Here is a 15,300-nt window from a genome sequence, read left to right as displayed (position 1 = left end):
AGGAAAAGTATGACTACCTGCACTCCGCGCGCGGCATGGGGAAACCTGCTGCGTCGCCTCCATTTCTATGTCGGGCTTTTTGTTGGTCCGTTTATCTTCTTTGCCGCGCTGACCGGTACGCTGTATGTGGCGACCCCGCAGCTGGAGAATGCGCTCTACCGGCACGCGCTCCACACGAATTCCGTAGGCGAGTTGCAGCCGCTGGCGGAGCAAATCGCCGTGGCGGAAAAAACCGTTGGCTCAGATTTGCATTTGCACGCCGTGCGTCCGGGGCTGGCTGAAGGCGAAACCACCCGCGTGATGTTTGCCGATCCGACGCTTGGCCCATCGGAGAACCGGGCTATCTTTATTGATCCAGTAAGCCTGGCGGTGCTGGGAGATATGACGGTATACGGCACCAGCGGGATTTTACCGCTGCGTCAGACCATTGATTATCTGCATACCTCTTTGATGCTGGGCGACGTGGGGCGGCTCTACAGCGAGCTTGCAGCCTCCTGGATGTGGGTTGCCGCGCTGGGCGGTGCTGCCCTGTGGTTTTATACCCGGCCCAAACGGCGAATCAATAATCGCTTCCAGAATCGTCGTCGGATGCACGTGACGCTGGGCTGGAGTCTGCTGGGCGGAATGCTGTTGTTCTCAGCAACCGGCCTGACCTGGTCCCAGTGGGCTGGCGGGAACGTTGATAAGCTGCGGGCAGAGATGAACTGGCTTACCCCGCAGGTGAACACGATGCTTTCCGGTCAACAGAAGATCGTGGATGAGCACGCCGAACACCGAGGCCATCACGGCGGAATGATGATGCCGGAAATGGCGATGGATCTGACGCAGTTTGACGGAGTATTAAGCGCGGCCCGTAACGCGGGAATTGATGCCAACAGGCTGGAGATCCGCCCGGCAAAAACGGCGGATCGCGCCTGGACCGTGACGGAAATCGATCGTAGCTGGCCGACCCAGGTGGACGCCGTTGCGGTTGATCCTTCTACGATGCAGGTCGTGGACAGAACCCGATTCGAGGATTTCCCGTTAATGGCAAAACTGACCCGCTGGGGCGTGGATTTCCATATGGGGATCTTATTCGGGCTGGTGAATCAGCTGCTGCTGGTGGCGTTCGGCCTCGCCCTGTGCGTGCTCATCGTCTGGGGTTACCGGATGTGGTGGATGCGTCGTCCTGCACGGTCGGCCGTGGATCCGGTGCAGACGCTTTGCCAGAGCTGGCTGGCGCTGTCAGGATGGGGAAGAGGCGTTACGGTGGTAATCAGCATACTGCTAGGACTCGCCTTGCCGGTCATGGGCGTGAGTCTGACGCTGTTTGTTGTGGTGGACTGGCTGCGCTGGCGAGCGGCAACCAGGGTGACGCTCGCCGAATCATCCGCTAAATAACTCTATGGCGTGCTGATCACCACTGCGACGCGGCGGTTTTCAGCGCGCCCTTGCGGAGTGCTGTTGCTCGCAACCGGGTATTTTTGACCTAACCCCCGCGTGGTGAGATTGCTGCGCGGGATATTTGCCCCCTTCGCCCAGGCATCGGCCACGGCATTGGCGCGTTTTAACGACAGCGCTTCGTTGTAGCTTTCTTCACCGTAGTTATCCGTGTGACCGTCCATTCGCGCGTGGTTCAGGCCGGTTTCCGCCAGGCGAGAGGCCATGGACTGGATCTGCGTTTCACTTTCCGGGCGCAGTCTGGCGTCATTTTTATCAAACAGGATGGTGTCCGACATGCCAAGCGACCAGTCACCGTTCAGTTCGTTAAAACCGTAAGACTTCATCGCCGAAATTTGCTCAGGAGTGAATTTGCCTTCCGGGGGCGACTGACAGCCTGCCAGAACCAGTGAGGCCAGAACTATCGGCGCGAAGTAACGTTTTAACATAGTGTATCCTTTCTAACTTGTTGTTTTCGTACGCTGGTTTTTCACCTGATACATGTTGCGGTCAGCCCTCTCCAGTAATGCTTCCACGGAAGCATTTTCCCACGCCAGAGCAAAGCCAATGCTGAGTGACATCGATGCTTTTTGTCCGTTATGAAGATCAAACGGACGGATAAACTGCTGCGATAGCGCAGCACAAATGTGTTGAACCTCGAGCTCAGAGTGTACGCCGTACAGCACCATGGCGAATTCGTCACCGCCAAGGCGGTATGCCTGGTGACGTTTGTCGCCAAACTCCATCATCCTGCTGGCGACTTCTATCAGCACGCAGTCACCTGCCGCGTGCCCCCAGGTGTCGTTAATAAACTTGAAATTATCACCGTCGAGGAAGAGCAGGGCCGAGTTTGTTTTGGCTGAAGGGTCGTTCATTAAGGCTGCAATGCTGTTACGAAACGCAGCGCGGTTGGCAAGACCGGTGAGCGGGTCGTGCATGGCGGTACGCAGCAGCTGGGCATTTTTCGCCTGAAGCTTCAGTTGCCACTCCTCCATCTCATCCAGAAGGCTGTTGAAGTCCTCACCAAACTGGTGAAACTCTTCAATACGGCCGTCTTTCACCCGGCGGGAGAAGTTGCGGTTAGTACGAACGTCATGCACCACGTCAGTGATGTTTTGCAGGGCCGTGACCATACCATGGTGTAAAGACTGGGTAATGGTGAGCGCGACGACGGTTGCAAAGAGAATACAGCCGGTCAGAACGGCAAACGACATCCAGATGAAATGGCCGATCAGGCTGTCACGCGCGGTCAGGCGAATTTCGCCGATCGTTGCGCCGTTATGCATGATGGGCTGCGCAACCGGTACGGGGAAAAGCCAGCGGCTGACCAGTGCGCCCAGCGTGTCGTTGTTGTCCTCCGGGTTCCAGGACCAGTAGGCAAACCGCTTTTTATGCGCGTTAATAACCTCGGCCACGGCAAACTGCCCCTGTTTGCCCAGCGCAGCCAGCGTTTCGTTGGCCGCCAGCGAGTCGTTGAACACCAGCGAGGCTTCCAGGCTGTGGCTCATTGTTGCGCCGGTTAATTCGAGATTCTTTTGCGCGTATTGTTTTAACGTCACGACGGAAGCAAAACAGAGCAGCAGCCATATTAACGTCATCGTGATGATGACGCTTATCATGCTGTTTCGCCTCAACGTTCTTTTAAACGTCGGACGTGGCGTTGAAGTGAAATCTTTATCCATGCTGCTTATTCCGTGCAAGCATTAATACATCCGGATTGACTCTTACGCCACTGCGCGTCAATGCATCCAGATTGACGGCGAACCGTACCTGGCCGCGATCGATTATCAGGCAAAAGGCACTGCCAATTACACATTCCGGATTTTGCTCTGAGATTAATAGCAACGCTCTGCCCTGATATTGACTTATTAATTCAAGTTGTTTTGCCGGTGATTCAGACCCGAAATAGATCGCATCGCACGTCGCGGCCAGGGCTTCCTGATCGTTACGTACAATAACGGGAGTATAAGGTAACTCGCTATGCCCCTCATCGCCGCTGAGGGCGTGCGTATAGTGCGAAGTGGCGTAGACGCAGAGTTTAGGCTGACCGGAAAGTGACGGCCATCGTGTATAGCTCACGATGCCTGAGACAATCGAGCGTACCGATTTATCCGTTTCCGTAAGCGTGCCTGCCGCCGCAGGGCCCACCATAAGGAACAGCATTATCACCAGAGTGAGTCGGAAAAAAGAGATCAAGAATAAATTTCTCACCAGAATCCGCCACATCGCTCTGGAAATAGATGTCCTTAAGAGTTGCGGGCAGAATACCATTGTTTATCAGGGCCGTCATTATGTCAGAAATAGCATGAGGCCGACCTAAGCTAAATCCTACAGTTGTTTATTTTCCGGTGGATAAAAATAGATTAATTCAGTCTGCTGGAGCGCATACTTTCATCCATCCCTTGCTGCCATGACGCACGCAGTTTTGCCGCGTTTTCGGCTGTATCGCAACTGGCAGGGAAAGATTTGCCTGCTAATCCCCAGGCGTGAATAAACCCTTCTTCGCAGACTTTCTTCTGACCATCAGCATAGCCGCGAAGATATTCACTACGATCAACGTGTGTGTCGTTAAAGCTATCGGCCAGGGTCTGGTTATCTTTAACCGGCAGGCCATTCATGGCGTCTTCTTTACCTGCATCAAACCAGGATGGGCTGGTCCAGTCGGGCTGGAAGGTGTAAGGATTGATCTGACAGCCCGTTAAAAACATCGACAACAGCGCGAGAGCAATTGAACGCATAGCCATTCTCCTTTTTTCTTCAGCATAGCCTGGCTAAAGAAAACCTGTCTGTAATTTAAAGTTTACGTTTTTATCGGCTGATTTTTGCAATAAATTGGCATCTGTAAAGTAATGTGTACGTATTTTGGATTGAAATGTTTACTTTTTATGGTATCGTGGTTTCACCTCATTGAGGAAAACAACTATCGCAAACGAGCTTTACAGGATCGCCATCATGCAAAAAGACGCGCTGAACAACGTACATATCACTGACGAACAGGTGTTAATCACTCCGGATCAACTGAAAGCGGAATTTCCGCTGAGCGTCGCGCAGGAGGCTCAGATCGAGCACTCTCGCCAGACCATTTCTGACATTATCGCCGGCCGCGATCCGCGCCTGCTGGTGGTATGCGGTCCTTGCTCCATTCACGATCCTGAAACCGCCATTGAATATGCTCGTCGATTTAAAGCGTTAGCGGAGGAGGTCAGCGATAGCCTCTATCTGGTGATGCGCGTCTATTTTGAGAAGCCACGTACGACCGTCGGCTGGAAAGGGTTGATTAACGATCCGCACATGGATGGCTCGTTTGATGTGGAAGCAGGCCTGAAGATTGCGCGTCGCCTGCTGGTGGAGCTGGTCAGCATGGGGCTGCCGCTGGCAACCGAAGCGCTGGACCCGAACAGCCCGCAGTACCTGGGCGATCTGTTCAGCTGGTCGGCGATTGGCGCGCGTACCACGGAATCGCAAACCCACCGCGAGATGGCGTCTGGCCTGTCAATGCCGGTTGGCTTTAAAAACGGTACCGATGGCAGCCTGGCGACGGCGATCAACGCCATGCGCGCTGCTGCGATGCCGCACCGTTTCGTCGGTATCAACCAGGCGGGTCAGGTCTGCCTCCTGCAAACGCAGGGTAACCCGGACGGCCATGTGATCCTGCGCGGCGGGAAAGCACCTAACTACAGCCCGGCGGACGTGGCGCAGTGTGAAAAAGAGATGGAGCAGGCGGGACTGCGCCCGGCACTGATGGTAGATTGCAGTCATGGTAATTCAAATAAAGATTACCGTCGCCAGCCTGCGGTTGCGGAATCCGTGGTCGCACAGATCAAAGATGGCAACCGTTCGATTATCGGTCTGATGATTGAGAGCAATATTCATGAAGGCAATCAATCATCTGAACAACCACGCAGTGCAATGAAGCACGGCGTCTCCGTGACGGATGCCTGCATCAGCTGGGAAACTACCGATGCGCTGCTGCGTGAGATCCACAAAGATTTGAAAGGCCAGCTGGCGACGCGTCTGGCTTAAGAGGTTAGTTATGGTTGCTGAATTGACCGCACTGCGCGATCAAATTGATGAAGTGGATAAGGCGCTGCTGGACCTGCTGGCGCGCCGCATGGCGCTGGTTGCCGAAGTCGGTGAGGTGAAAAGCAAATACGGCCTGCCGATTTACGTCCCGGAGCGTGAAGCCTCAATGCTGGCCTCTCGTCGCAAAGAGGCCCAGGCGCTGGGCGTTTCGCCGGATTTAATTGAAGATGTTCTGCGTCGCGTGATGCGGGAATCCTATTCCAGCGAAAACGACAAGGGCTTCAAAACCCTCTGTCCGTCCCTGCGGCCGGTGGTGATTGTCGGCGGGGCAGGACAGATGGGGCGTCTGTTTGAAAAAATGCTGACGCTTTCTGGCTATCAGGTGCGCATTCTGGAAAAAGAGGACTGGGCGCATGCTCCGGAACTCATGAAAGATGCCGGGATGGTTATCGTCAGCGTGCCGATCCACGTGACGGAGCAGACCATCGGAAAGCTTCCTGCTTTACCGAAAGATTGCATCCTGGTGGATCTGGCCTCCGTCAAAAATGGTCCGCTACAGGCGATGCTGGCTGCGCATACGGGCCCGGTACTGGGTCTGCACCCGATGTTTGGCCCGGACAGCGGCAGCCTGGCTAAGCAGGTGGTGGTTTACTGCGACGGTCGTCAGCCGGAAGCCTATCAGTGGTTCCTGGAACAGATTCAGGTATGGGGCGCGCGACTGCACCGCATCAGCGCGGTCGAGCACGATCAGAACATGGCGTTCATTCAGGCGCTGCGCCACTTTGCGACGTTTGCCTACGGTCTGCATCTGGCGGAAGAGAACGTGCAGCTTGAACAGCTGCTGGCGCTCTCTTCACCTATCTATCGTCTGGAGCTGGCGATGGTCGGGCGTCTGTTTGCTCAGGATCCGCAGCTTTACGCGGACATTATTATGTCCTCCGAGAACAATCTGGCGCTCATCAAGCGCTACTATCAGCGCTTTGGCGAAGCCATTACGCTGCTGGAGCACGGAGACAAGCAGGCGTTTATCGACAGTTTCCGCAAGGTTGAGCACTGGTTTGGCGATTACGCGCAGCGTTTCCAGAGTGAGAGCCGGACGCTGTTGCGCCAGGCAAATGACAGTCGCCAGTAATGCGATGATGTATATACTGAAAGCCAGCAATGCTGGCTTTTTTTATTTTGGGGAACTGTCATGGCCGAACCGCAGCTGCTGTTGAATTACACCGGGCATCTGCCTGAGTGCCCGACGTGGAGCGCAGAAGAGCGCGCGCTCTACTGGGCCGATATTCTGGAAGGGGAGATCCACCGCTACCATCTGCCGACGGCAGAACACACCGTACTCTCTTTCCATGAGGAGGTGGGCTGTTTCGCGCTGCGCGAGCAGGGTGGTTTTATCGTTGCGATGCGAACGGGTATCTGGCTGACCGATAAACACGGCCTGCTGCGCCGCAAGGTGTGCGATAACCCCTCTAACCCACAGCTCGCACGCTTTAACGACGGCGGCACCGATTCTCTGGGACGATTCTACGCGGGCACGTTTTGGGGGCCGGGAGATTACAACGGTGCCCTGCTGATGCGCATCGACAACGACCTGACGCCGAAAGTGATCCAGTGTGATATTCACGGCCACAACGGCTTAGCGTTTAGCCCGGATAAGCAGTGGATGTTTACCTCAGACACGCCAAACGGCGTAATTTACCGTACGCCGCTTGATGAGAAGGGCGAACCCGACAGGCGCGAGGTGTTTCGTCAGTTTAAAGAGGGCGAAGGGATACCGGACGGCGCTGCCATGGATGTGGAAGGCTGCTACTGGAGCGCGCTGTTTGACGGCTGGCGTATTGCGCGTTTTTCTCCGCAAGGGGAGCAGCTGGAAGAGTATCGCATGCCGGTGCGTTGCCCGACGATGGTCTGCTTTGGCGGCGATGACATGAAAACGCTGTTTATTACCACCACGCGGGAAAATATGGACGCAGACGAGGTGGCGAAGTATCCGTTCTCCGGCGCTATCTTCACCCTGCCGGTGAACGTGGCAGGGATGAAGAAAAGCCGCTTTATCGAACGTTAAGCCGGGTCAACCGGGACCACGTTTTCGCTCGGATAGCAGCCCAGCACTTTCATGGAACGCGTGATCTCGCCCAGTTCGCGCAGGGCCTTCTGCATGGAAGCAGACTCCAGGTTGGCCTGGATATCGAGGTAGAACATCTCTTCCCACGGGTTACCGTGGATTGGGCGTGATTCCAGCCTGGTCATGATCAGGTTGTGGTTACGCAGCACCAGCAGGGCTTCAACCAGCGCCCCGGCCTGTTGGCCGGTCGCCATCAGCAGCGTGGTTTTCGCTGGCACCTGGTCTGACACATTGATTGCCTTGCGGGCCAGCACCACGAAGCGGGTGATATTTTGCGTCTGGTTCGCCAGATTGCGTTCCAGCACCTGTAAACCATACAGCGCCCCGCCTGCTTCGCTGCCGAGCGCGGCGACGGTTGGGGTGTTAGCCTGCGCCACTTTTTCCATCGCCGCCGAGGTGCTTTCGGTGTACTCAATTTTCCAGCTCGGATAGCGGTTCAGGAACTGGCTGCACTGCTGGAACGGCTGTGGATGACTGTAAACCGTTTCGATCTTGCTCAGGTCGGTTGAGCCAGAGACCAGCACGCAGTGATCGATAGGGATCGTCAGCTCGCCAACCAGCGACAGGCTGGTGTGTTGCAGCAAATCGTAAACGTCGTTGATGGCGCCGGAGCTGGTGTTTTCAATAGGTACGACGGCGTAATCCGCCTGGCCGGTCTCAACCTGATTAAAAATGTCGGCAAACTTCGCGCAGCCGCTCTCAATAAATTCTTCGAAATGGCGTGCGGCATACTGACGTGCGGCCAGGTGAGAATAAGATCCCTTCGGACCGAGGAAGGCGATACGCGCAGAGTGTGGATTGGTTTTGTTCAGATGCTGCTGGAGCAGCGCTTGCTGAGTGAGAACGGAGTCTTCGATGATGAGCTGGAACAACCGGGTAATGTAGTGGGCATCGAGGTGATGCGCTTTGCCGAGCTGAATGAGACGTTCCAGCAGATCGCGCTCGCGGTCGATATCACGGACCGGGCGATGGGAGTCCAGCTTGGCTTTGCCCACTTCAACGGCAAGCGCGCGGCGTTCGGCCAGCAGCGCCAGCAGTTTCTCATCCAGCGCGCTGATTTTTACTCGCAGATCCAGTAACGGGTTTTCCGGTGTCATAGTGTTGCCTGTCTCATTTTATCGTTATCAATAAAAAAGGCCCCCCGGTGTGGGAGGCCTTGTTGTTCGTCTTCGCATTCTTTATCACACGACGAAACGCCTCCCGTTCAGGGGAAGGTAAAAAAGAATGCGAAGAAGAACGGCGTAAGTTTCATAAAGTCATCCTGTGATTGATACCGTTAAAGTACCCGTACTGTTTTCACCCTGTCAATAAAAAACAAAAAACGCGCCCGAAGGCGCGTTGGCGGTACACTCAATTTAAAGGATTACTCTTCTTCAACTTCTTCCGCGAAGCTGGCGTCTTTCACCGATGTTGCGGCGCGACGGGCTTCACCTTTGTGTTGCACTTTATTGAGCTGCCGTTCCAGCTTGTTGATCAAATCGTTAATTGCTGTGTACATATCCTCATGTTTTGCGCTGGCGACCAGATGGCCGTTTGGAGTATTGATAGTTGCGTCAGCGATGAAACCCTGCGGCTCCTTGGACAGGATGATATGTGGATTAATCAAATGAGTTTGCCATTTATCCAGTTTGGCGAGACGGTCTGCGACGTGCTGGCGGATTGCCGGAGTAATTTCCATTTGTTTACTGGTAATGTTCATTGTCATAAATTTTACCTCTTGTCTTTCCGTCTTGGTGATTCCAGCATACCCGACCTAATGTCAAAATGTGTGATTTAGATCACGTTATTTTGTCGGTTTTTGTCAGGGAATCTTTTTTGTGAGGCAGGGCAGGAAGAGGTGAGATTTACCTTGTCGAAGGCAAAAATTGGGGCCATAGTTGACTGGATGTGTTGAGGCTTAAGCGCTTCAGCGACGCGCTAAAATGAATAAAAAAACGGCAGCCTTCGGGCTGCCGTTTTGCATTGAGGCAATATCAGGTGTTGCTGCTGTTCGCGGCGATGATTTTCGCCACTTTTTCAGCCTGAGCGGTCATCTGCATCTGACGGTAAGCATTTTCCATCAGCTTCAGGCCGTCGCGCGTTGCCTGAGTATCCGGATAATCACGCAGCATACCTTCTACGCGGTTAACCACGGCAACCCATGCGCCACGACGGGTATAGTATTCCGCTACGGAGTATTCATATTTCGCCAGACGATCTTTCAGGAACACCAGACGTTTGGTCGCGTCGGTCACGTACTGACTGTTCGGATAGCCGCGCACCAGCTTGGAGAAGTCATTGAAGGCATCACGCGCATGCTGCGGGTCACGGTCAGAACGATCCACGCCGAAGAAGCCCTGCAGCGCACTGTCGTCCAGCGCCATGTTGGTGAGGCCGCGCATGTACATCACATAGTCGATGTTAGGATGAGTCGGGTTCAGACGCATGAAACGATCGATAGTTGCCTGAGCCAGCGGCAGGTCGGCATTTTTATAGTATGCGTAGATGAGATCTAACTGTACCTGCTGCGAATATGGACCAAATGGATAGCGATTATCCAACGCTTCCAGTTGCGTTATCGCCTGTTTCCAGTTACCGTCCTGCAACTTTTGTTGTGCAGTCGCATAGATTTCATTCGGCGGATTGTCAGGGACCTGTTCATTTGAACCGGAGCAGCCCACCAAAGCCAGGCTCAACGTGGCCGCTGCCACCAGATATTTCATGCGCGTCATGACGTTTTGACTTTCCTCAAATGTTTGTCCGGGAGAAACTCTGTTCCTGCTCCCGATTAAGACCAGCTACAATAGCACACTATATTAAACGGCAAAGCCGTAAAACCCAACGTTAAACGAAGAAGCAGTTTATGGCACAACGAGTAGAACTCACCGCAACAGTCTCCGAAAATCAGCTCGGTCAACGCTTAGATCAGGCTTTGGCCGAATTGTTCCCTGATTATTCGCGTTCACGCATAAAAGAATGGATCCTTGACCAGCGCGTGCTGGTAAACGGCAAGATCTGGGACAAACCAAAAGAGAAAGTGTTAGGTGGGGAAGCTGTCGCCATCAATGCTGAAATCGAAGAGGAAATCCGCTTCGAGCCGCAGGATATCCCACTGGACATCGTCTATGAAGATGATGACATTCTGGTGATCAACAAGCCGCGCGACCTGGTTGTTCATCCGGGCGCGGGGAACCCTGACGGTACGGTACTTAACGCACTTCTCCATTATTATCCGCCGATCGCGGATGTCCCGCGCGCGGGCATCGTGCACCGTCTGGATAAAGACACCACCGGTTTGATGGTGGTAGCGAAGACCGTTCCTGCTCAAACCCGTCTGGTGGAATCGCTGCAGCTGCGCGAAATCACCCGCGAGTATGAAGCGGTAGCCATTGGGCATATGACCTCTGGCGGAACGGTGGAAGAGCCAATCAGCCGTCACCCAACCAAACGTACCCATATGTCGGTGCATCCGATGGGTAAACCGGCGGTGACGCACTATCGCATTATGGAGCACTTCCGTATTCATACGCGCCTGCGTCTGCGTCTGGAAACCGGACGTACTCACCAGATCCGCGTGCATATGGCCCACATTACCCATCCGCTGGTCGGGGATCAGGTATACGGTGGTCGTCCGCGTCCACCTAAAGGCGCATCGGATGAGTTCATCAGCGTATTGCGTAAATTCGATCGCCAGGCGCTGCACGCGACTATGCTGCGTCTTTACCACCCTATCACCGGTATTCAGATGGAATGGCATGCGCCTATCCCGCAGGATATGGTGGACCTTATTGACGCCATGCGTGCTGATTTCGAAGAACATAAGGATCAAGTGGACTGGTTATGACCAAACTGATTGTCCCGGAGTGGCCATTGCCTGCAGGCGTGGCCGCCTGCAGTTCAACCCGTATTGGCGGTGTTAGCCAGGGCGCGTGGGAGTCTTTGAACCTCGGTGCGCACTGTGGCGACAACCTGGAACATGTTGAAGAGAACCGCCGACGTCTGTTTGCTGCGGGGAACTTGCCGTCGAAACCGGTCTGGCTGGAACAGGTTCATGGTAACGCAGTGCTGAAGTTGACGGGAGAACCCTATGCTTCTAAACGCGCTGATGCCTCTTACAGTAATACTCCGGGAACCGTTTGTGCCGTGATGACCGCCGATTGTCTGCCGGTTCTGTTCTGTAACCGTGCAGGTACCGAGGTGGCTGCAGCACACGCGGGCTGGCGTGGTCTGTGTGAAGGCGTGCTCGAAGAAACTGTCGCCTGCTTTAGCGATGAGCCAGCCAATATTATGGCCTGGCTTGGCCCGGCCATTGGTCCTCGCGCTTTCGAAGTGGGGCCAGAGGTTCGCGAAGCCTTTATGGAAAAAGATCCGCAAGCGGTTGAAGCCTTCCTGCCTTCGGGGGATAAATATCTGGCCGATATTTACCAGCTCGCCCGTCAGCGTCTGAATAACGTTGGCGTGATGCAGATCTTCGGCGGCGATCGCTGCACATTCACCGAAAAGGGTGATTTTTTCTCCTATCGTCGCGACAAGACCACGGGGCGTATGGCAAGTTTCATTTGGCTGATATAACCTAAAGAATCAAGACGATCCGGTACGTGCCGTTTTCTTTTCACATAATTCAGGTCATTAACCTTGAATAATTGAGGGATGACCTCATTTAATCTCCAGTAGCAAATTTGACCTGTTATGGGAGGAGTTATGCGTCTGGATCGTCTTACTAATAAATTCCAGCTTGCTCTCGCCGATGCCCAGTCCCTCGCACTGGGGCACGACAACCAGTTTATCGAACCTCTTCATTTAATGAGCGCCTTGCTGAATCAGGAAGGGGGATCGGTACGTCCTTTATTAACGTCCGCTGGCATTAATGCTGGCCAGTTACGCACCGCTATCGATCAGGCGCTGAGCCGTTTACCGCAGGTAGAAGGTACCGGCGGCGACGTTCAGCCGTCTCAGGATTTGGTGCGCGTGCTTAACCTTTGCGACAAGCTGGCGCAAAAACGTGGGGACAACTTTATTTCGTCAGAGCTGTTTGTTCTGGCGGCGCTTGAATCACGCGGTACCTTGACCGACCTGCTGAAATCTGCCGGTGCGACCACCGCCAATGTGACTCAGGCGATTGAGAAAATGCGCGGAGGTGAAAGCGTGAACGATCAGGGAGCCGAAGACCAACGTCAGGCTTTGAATAAATTTACGGTCGATCTGACCGAGCGTGCTGAACAGGGCAAACTTGATCCGGTTATCGGCCGTGACGAAGAAATCCGCCGTACGATTCAGGTACTGCAGCGTCGTACCAAGAACAACCCGGTGCTGATTGGTGAACCTGGTGTCGGTAAAACCGCCATCGTTGAAGGGCTGGCGCAGCGTATCGTCAACGGCGAAGTGCCGGAAGGCCTGAAAGGCCGCCGCGTACTGGCGCTGGATATGGGCGCGCTGGTGGCCGGTGCGAAATACCGCGGTGAGTTTGAGGAGCGTCTGAAAGGCGTGCTTAACGACCTGGCGAAGCAGGAAGGGAACGTTATCCTGTTTATCGACGAACTGCACACTATGGTCGGTGCGGGTAAAGCGGACGGCGCGATGGATGCCGGGAACATGCTGAAACCTGCGCTGGCGCGCGGTGAACTTCACTGCGTCGGTGCCACCACGCTCGACGAGTACCGTCAGTACATTGAGAAAGATGCTGCTCTGGAACGTCGTTTCCAGAAAGTGTTTGTTGCTGAGCCAAGCGTTGAAGATACCATCGCGATCCTGCGTGGTTTGAAGGAGCGCTATGAACTGCACCACCACGTGCAGATCACTGACCCGGCTATCGTTGCGGCAGCGACGCTTTCGCATCGTTATATTGCTGACCGTCAGCTACCGGATAAAGCGATCGACCTTATTGATGAAGCGGCTTCGAGCATTCGTATGCAGATTGACTCGAAACCGGAAGAACTGGACAGGCTCGACCGACGCATCATTCAGCTCAAGCTGGAACAGCAGGCGCTGAAGAAAGAGTCTGATGAAGCCAGTAAGAAACGCCTGGATATGCTCAATGAAGAACTGGACGATAAAGAGCGCCAGTATTCTGAGCTGGAAGAAGAGTGGAAAGCCGAGAAAGCATCCCTTTCCGGCACTCAGACCATTAAAGCTGAACTCGAACAGGCCAAAATTGCCATTGAGCAGGCTCGCCGTGTCGGCGATCTGGCGCGGATGTCTGAACTGCAGTACGGCAAAATTCCTGAGCTGGAAAAACAGCTTGAGATAGCGACGCAGTCAGAAGGGAAAACGATGCGTCTGTTACGTAATAAGGTGACGGATGCAGAAATCGCAGAAGTGCTTGCTCGCTGGACCGGTATTCCGGTGGCGCGCATGCTGGAAGGCGAGCGTGAAAAACTGCTGCGCATGGAGCAAGATCTACACAATCGGGTGATTGGCCAGAACGAAGCGGTTGAAGCGGTTTCGAACGCTATTCGTCGTAGTCGTGCAGGGCTGTCCGATCCAAACCGTCCGATTGGTTCGTTCCTGTTCCTGGGGCCGACGGGCGTCGGTAAAACCGAGCTGTGTAAAGCGCTGGCTAACTTTATGTTCGACAGCGACGATGCGATGGTACGTATCGACATGTCCGAGTTTATGGAGAAACACTCCGTCTCACGTCTGGTCGGCGCGCCTCCGGGATACGTTGGTTATGAAGAAGGGGGATATCTGACGGAAGCCGTTCGCCGTCGCCCTTATTCCGTCATCCTGCTGGATGAGGTGGAAAAAGCGCATCCTGATGTGTTCAACATCCTGCTTCAGGTGCTGGATGATGGCCGTCTGACCGACGGACAGGGGAGAACGGTCGACTTCCGTAATACGGTTGTCATCATGACCTCGAACCTGGGTTCCGATTTGATTCAGGAACGTTTCGGTGAACTGGACTATAGCCATATGAAGGATCTGGTGCTCGGTGTCGTGAGCCATAACTTCCGTCCGGAGTTCATCAACCGTATTGATGAAGTGGTAGTATTCCATCCTCTGGGTGAGAAACACATTGCGTCGATTGCGCAGATCCAGCTGCAGCGTCTGTACAAACGTCTGGAAGAGCGTGGATATGAAATTCACATCTCCGACGAGGCCCTGAAGCTGCTGAGCGAGAATGGTTACGATCCAGTGTACGGTGCGCGTCCATTGAAACGTGCTATCCAGCAGCAGATCGAAAACCCGCTGGCGCAGCAGATCCTCTCCGGAGAGTTGATTCCGGGCAAAGTTATTCGTCTGGAAGCCAACGACGATCGTATTGTGGCAGTGCAGTAAGTCACAAAACGCAAAAACGAGCCGCTTGCGGCTCGTTTTTGTTTAAAAACCAGGCGAAAATTGAGGTCTGGAGTAAGATTTGCCTGGAAAGTGAGCGGTCAGTAAATAAATGTCACTTTATCCTTGCAGCTTCGGAATTACTCCCTATAATGCGCCTCCACTGACACGGAACAACGGCACACACGCCGCCGGGTCAGCAGAGAATAGCGAAATTAATCACTTGACTCTGAAGCGGGAAAGCGTAATATGCACACCCCGCGCCGCTGAGAAAAGCGAAGCGGCACTGCTCTTTAACAATTTATCAGACAATCTGTGTGGGCACTCAAAGTGACATGGATTCTTAACGTCGCAAGACGAAAAATGAATACCAAGTCTCTGAGTGAACATACGTAATTCATTACGAAGTTTAATTCACGAGCATCAAACTTAAATTGAAGAGTTTGATCATGGCTCAGATTGAACGCTGGCGGCAGGCCTAA

At 54.1% G+C, this 15,300-nt stretch carries 15 protein-coding genes and 1 other annotated feature; of the genes, 7 read left to right on the top strand and 8 right to left on the bottom strand.

What is annotated here, in order from left to right; all coding sequences use genetic code 11:
- Positions 1 to 9: 9 nt before the first annotated feature.
- Complete coding sequence (locus ACWKXN_RS13660; RefSeq protein WP_096151141.1) at positions 10 to 1,380, top strand: PepSY-associated TM helix domain-containing protein; 1,371 nt, start codon at positions 10 to 12, stop codon at positions 1,378 to 1,380.
- A 2-nt stretch (positions 1,381 to 1,382) separates the two neighbouring features.
- Here the strand turns inward: ACWKXN_RS13660 and ACWKXN_RS13655 are convergent, their stop codons facing one another.
- From ACWKXN_RS13655 to ACWKXN_RS13640, 4 genes are all read right to left on the bottom strand, one after another.
- Positions 1,383 to 1,868 (bottom strand): OmpA family protein, encoded by a 486-nt coding sequence (locus ACWKXN_RS13655; protein ID WP_029741023.1) that lies wholly within the window; start codon positions 1,866 to 1,868, stop codon positions 1,383 to 1,385.
- A 12-nt stretch (positions 1,869 to 1,880) separates the two neighbouring features.
- A complete protein-coding gene (gene dgcN, locus ACWKXN_RS13650) occupies positions 1,881 to 3,101 on the bottom strand; it encodes a diguanylate cyclase DgcN (protein WP_029741024.1) in 1,221 nt (406 codons plus the stop codon).
- Complete coding sequence (locus tag ACWKXN_RS13645) at positions 3,094 to 3,630, bottom strand: YfiR family protein (protein WP_033146572.1); 537 nt, start codon at positions 3,628 to 3,630, stop codon at positions 3,094 to 3,096. Before ACWKXN_RS13645 ends, dgcN begins: the two co-directional genes overlap by 8 nt.
- 152 nt (positions 3,631 to 3,782) lie before the next feature.
- Positions 3,783 to 4,157: a DUF2799 domain-containing protein gene (locus ACWKXN_RS13640; protein WP_454543912.1), complete on the bottom strand. Its 375-nt coding sequence runs from the start codon at positions 4,155 to 4,157 to the stop codon at positions 3,783 to 3,785.
- A 214-nt stretch (positions 4,158 to 4,371) separates the two neighbouring features.
- Between ACWKXN_RS13640 and aroF the strand changes: the two genes are divergently transcribed.
- From aroF to ACWKXN_RS13625, 3 genes are read left to right on the top strand one after another with little or no spacing between them, the layout of a single operon-like run.
- Entirely contained in the window at positions 4,372 to 5,442 is a 1,071-nt protein-coding gene (gene aroF, locus ACWKXN_RS13635) for a 3-deoxy-7-phosphoheptulonate synthase AroF (RefSeq protein ID WP_033146251.1), read from the top strand.
- A gap of 10 nt (positions 5,443 to 5,452) precedes the next feature.
- On the top strand, positions 5,453 to 6,574 hold the full coding sequence (gene tyrA / locus ACWKXN_RS13630) for a bifunctional chorismate mutase/prephenate dehydrogenase (protein ID WP_211438852.1): 1,122 nt from the start codon (positions 5,453 to 5,455) through the stop codon (positions 6,572 to 6,574).
- 60 nt (positions 6,575 to 6,634) lie between these two features.
- Complete coding sequence (locus tag ACWKXN_RS13625; protein WP_454543911.1) at positions 6,635 to 7,507, top strand: SMP-30/gluconolactonase/LRE family protein; 873 nt, start codon at positions 6,635 to 6,637, stop codon at positions 7,505 to 7,507.
- Here the strand turns inward: ACWKXN_RS13625 and pheA are convergent.
- From pheA to bamD, 4 genes are all read right to left on the bottom strand, one after another.
- Complete coding sequence (gene pheA / locus ACWKXN_RS13620) at positions 7,504 to 8,664, bottom strand: bifunctional chorismate mutase/prephenate dehydratase (RefSeq protein ID WP_048979764.1); 1,161 nt, start codon at positions 8,662 to 8,664, stop codon at positions 7,504 to 7,506. The genes ACWKXN_RS13625 and pheA overlap by 4 nt on opposite strands.
- 30 nt (positions 8,665 to 8,694) lie before the next feature.
- Positions 8,695 to 8,820: a sequence feature (Phe leader region), on the bottom strand.
- Positions 8,772 to 8,819 carry a pheA operon leader peptide PheL gene (pheL, locus tag ACWKXN_RS13615; RefSeq protein WP_100249759.1) on the bottom strand — a complete coding sequence of 16 codons (48 nt, stop codon included), beginning with the start codon at positions 8,817 to 8,819 and terminating at the stop codon, positions 8,772 to 8,774. It overlaps the preceding feature by 48 nt.
- Positions 8,821 to 8,930: 110 nt before the next feature.
- Positions 8,931 to 9,272, bottom strand: a complete 342-nt coding sequence (raiA, locus tag ACWKXN_RS13610) for a ribosome-associated translation inhibitor RaiA (protein WP_003863162.1) — start codon at positions 9,270 to 9,272, stop codon at positions 8,931 to 8,933.
- Positions 9,273 to 9,540: 268 nt separating this feature from the next.
- Entirely contained in the window at positions 9,541 to 10,278 is a 738-nt protein-coding gene (bamD, locus tag ACWKXN_RS13605) for an outer membrane protein assembly factor BamD (protein ID WP_023308867.1), read from the bottom strand.
- Between the two features lie 131 nt (positions 10,279 to 10,409).
- Between bamD and rluD the strand changes: the two genes are divergently transcribed.
- The 3 genes from rluD to clpB all read left to right on the top strand — a co-directional run bounded on the left by rluD (position 10,410) and on the right by clpB (position 14,821).
- A complete protein-coding gene (gene rluD / locus ACWKXN_RS13600) occupies positions 10,410 to 11,390 on the top strand; it encodes a 23S rRNA pseudouridine(1911/1915/1917) synthase RluD (RefSeq protein ID WP_023308866.1) in 981 nt (326 codons plus the stop codon).
- Entirely contained in the window at positions 11,387 to 12,118 is a 732-nt protein-coding gene (gene yfiH, locus ACWKXN_RS13595) for a purine nucleoside phosphorylase YfiH (protein ID WP_039263469.1), read from the top strand. The genes rluD and yfiH overlap by 4 nt, the downstream gene beginning before the upstream one ends.
- A 129-nt stretch (positions 12,119 to 12,247) precedes the next feature.
- On the top strand, positions 12,248 to 14,821 hold the full coding sequence (clpB, locus tag ACWKXN_RS13590; protein WP_454543910.1) for an ATP-dependent chaperone ClpB: 2,574 nt from the start codon (positions 12,248 to 12,250) through the stop codon (positions 14,819 to 14,821).
- Positions 14,822 to 15,300 lie beyond the last annotated feature (479 nt).

The organism is Enterobacter sp. UPMP2060 (assembly GCF_053709655.1).
This window is presented reverse-complemented; position numbering and strand designations above follow the sequence as displayed.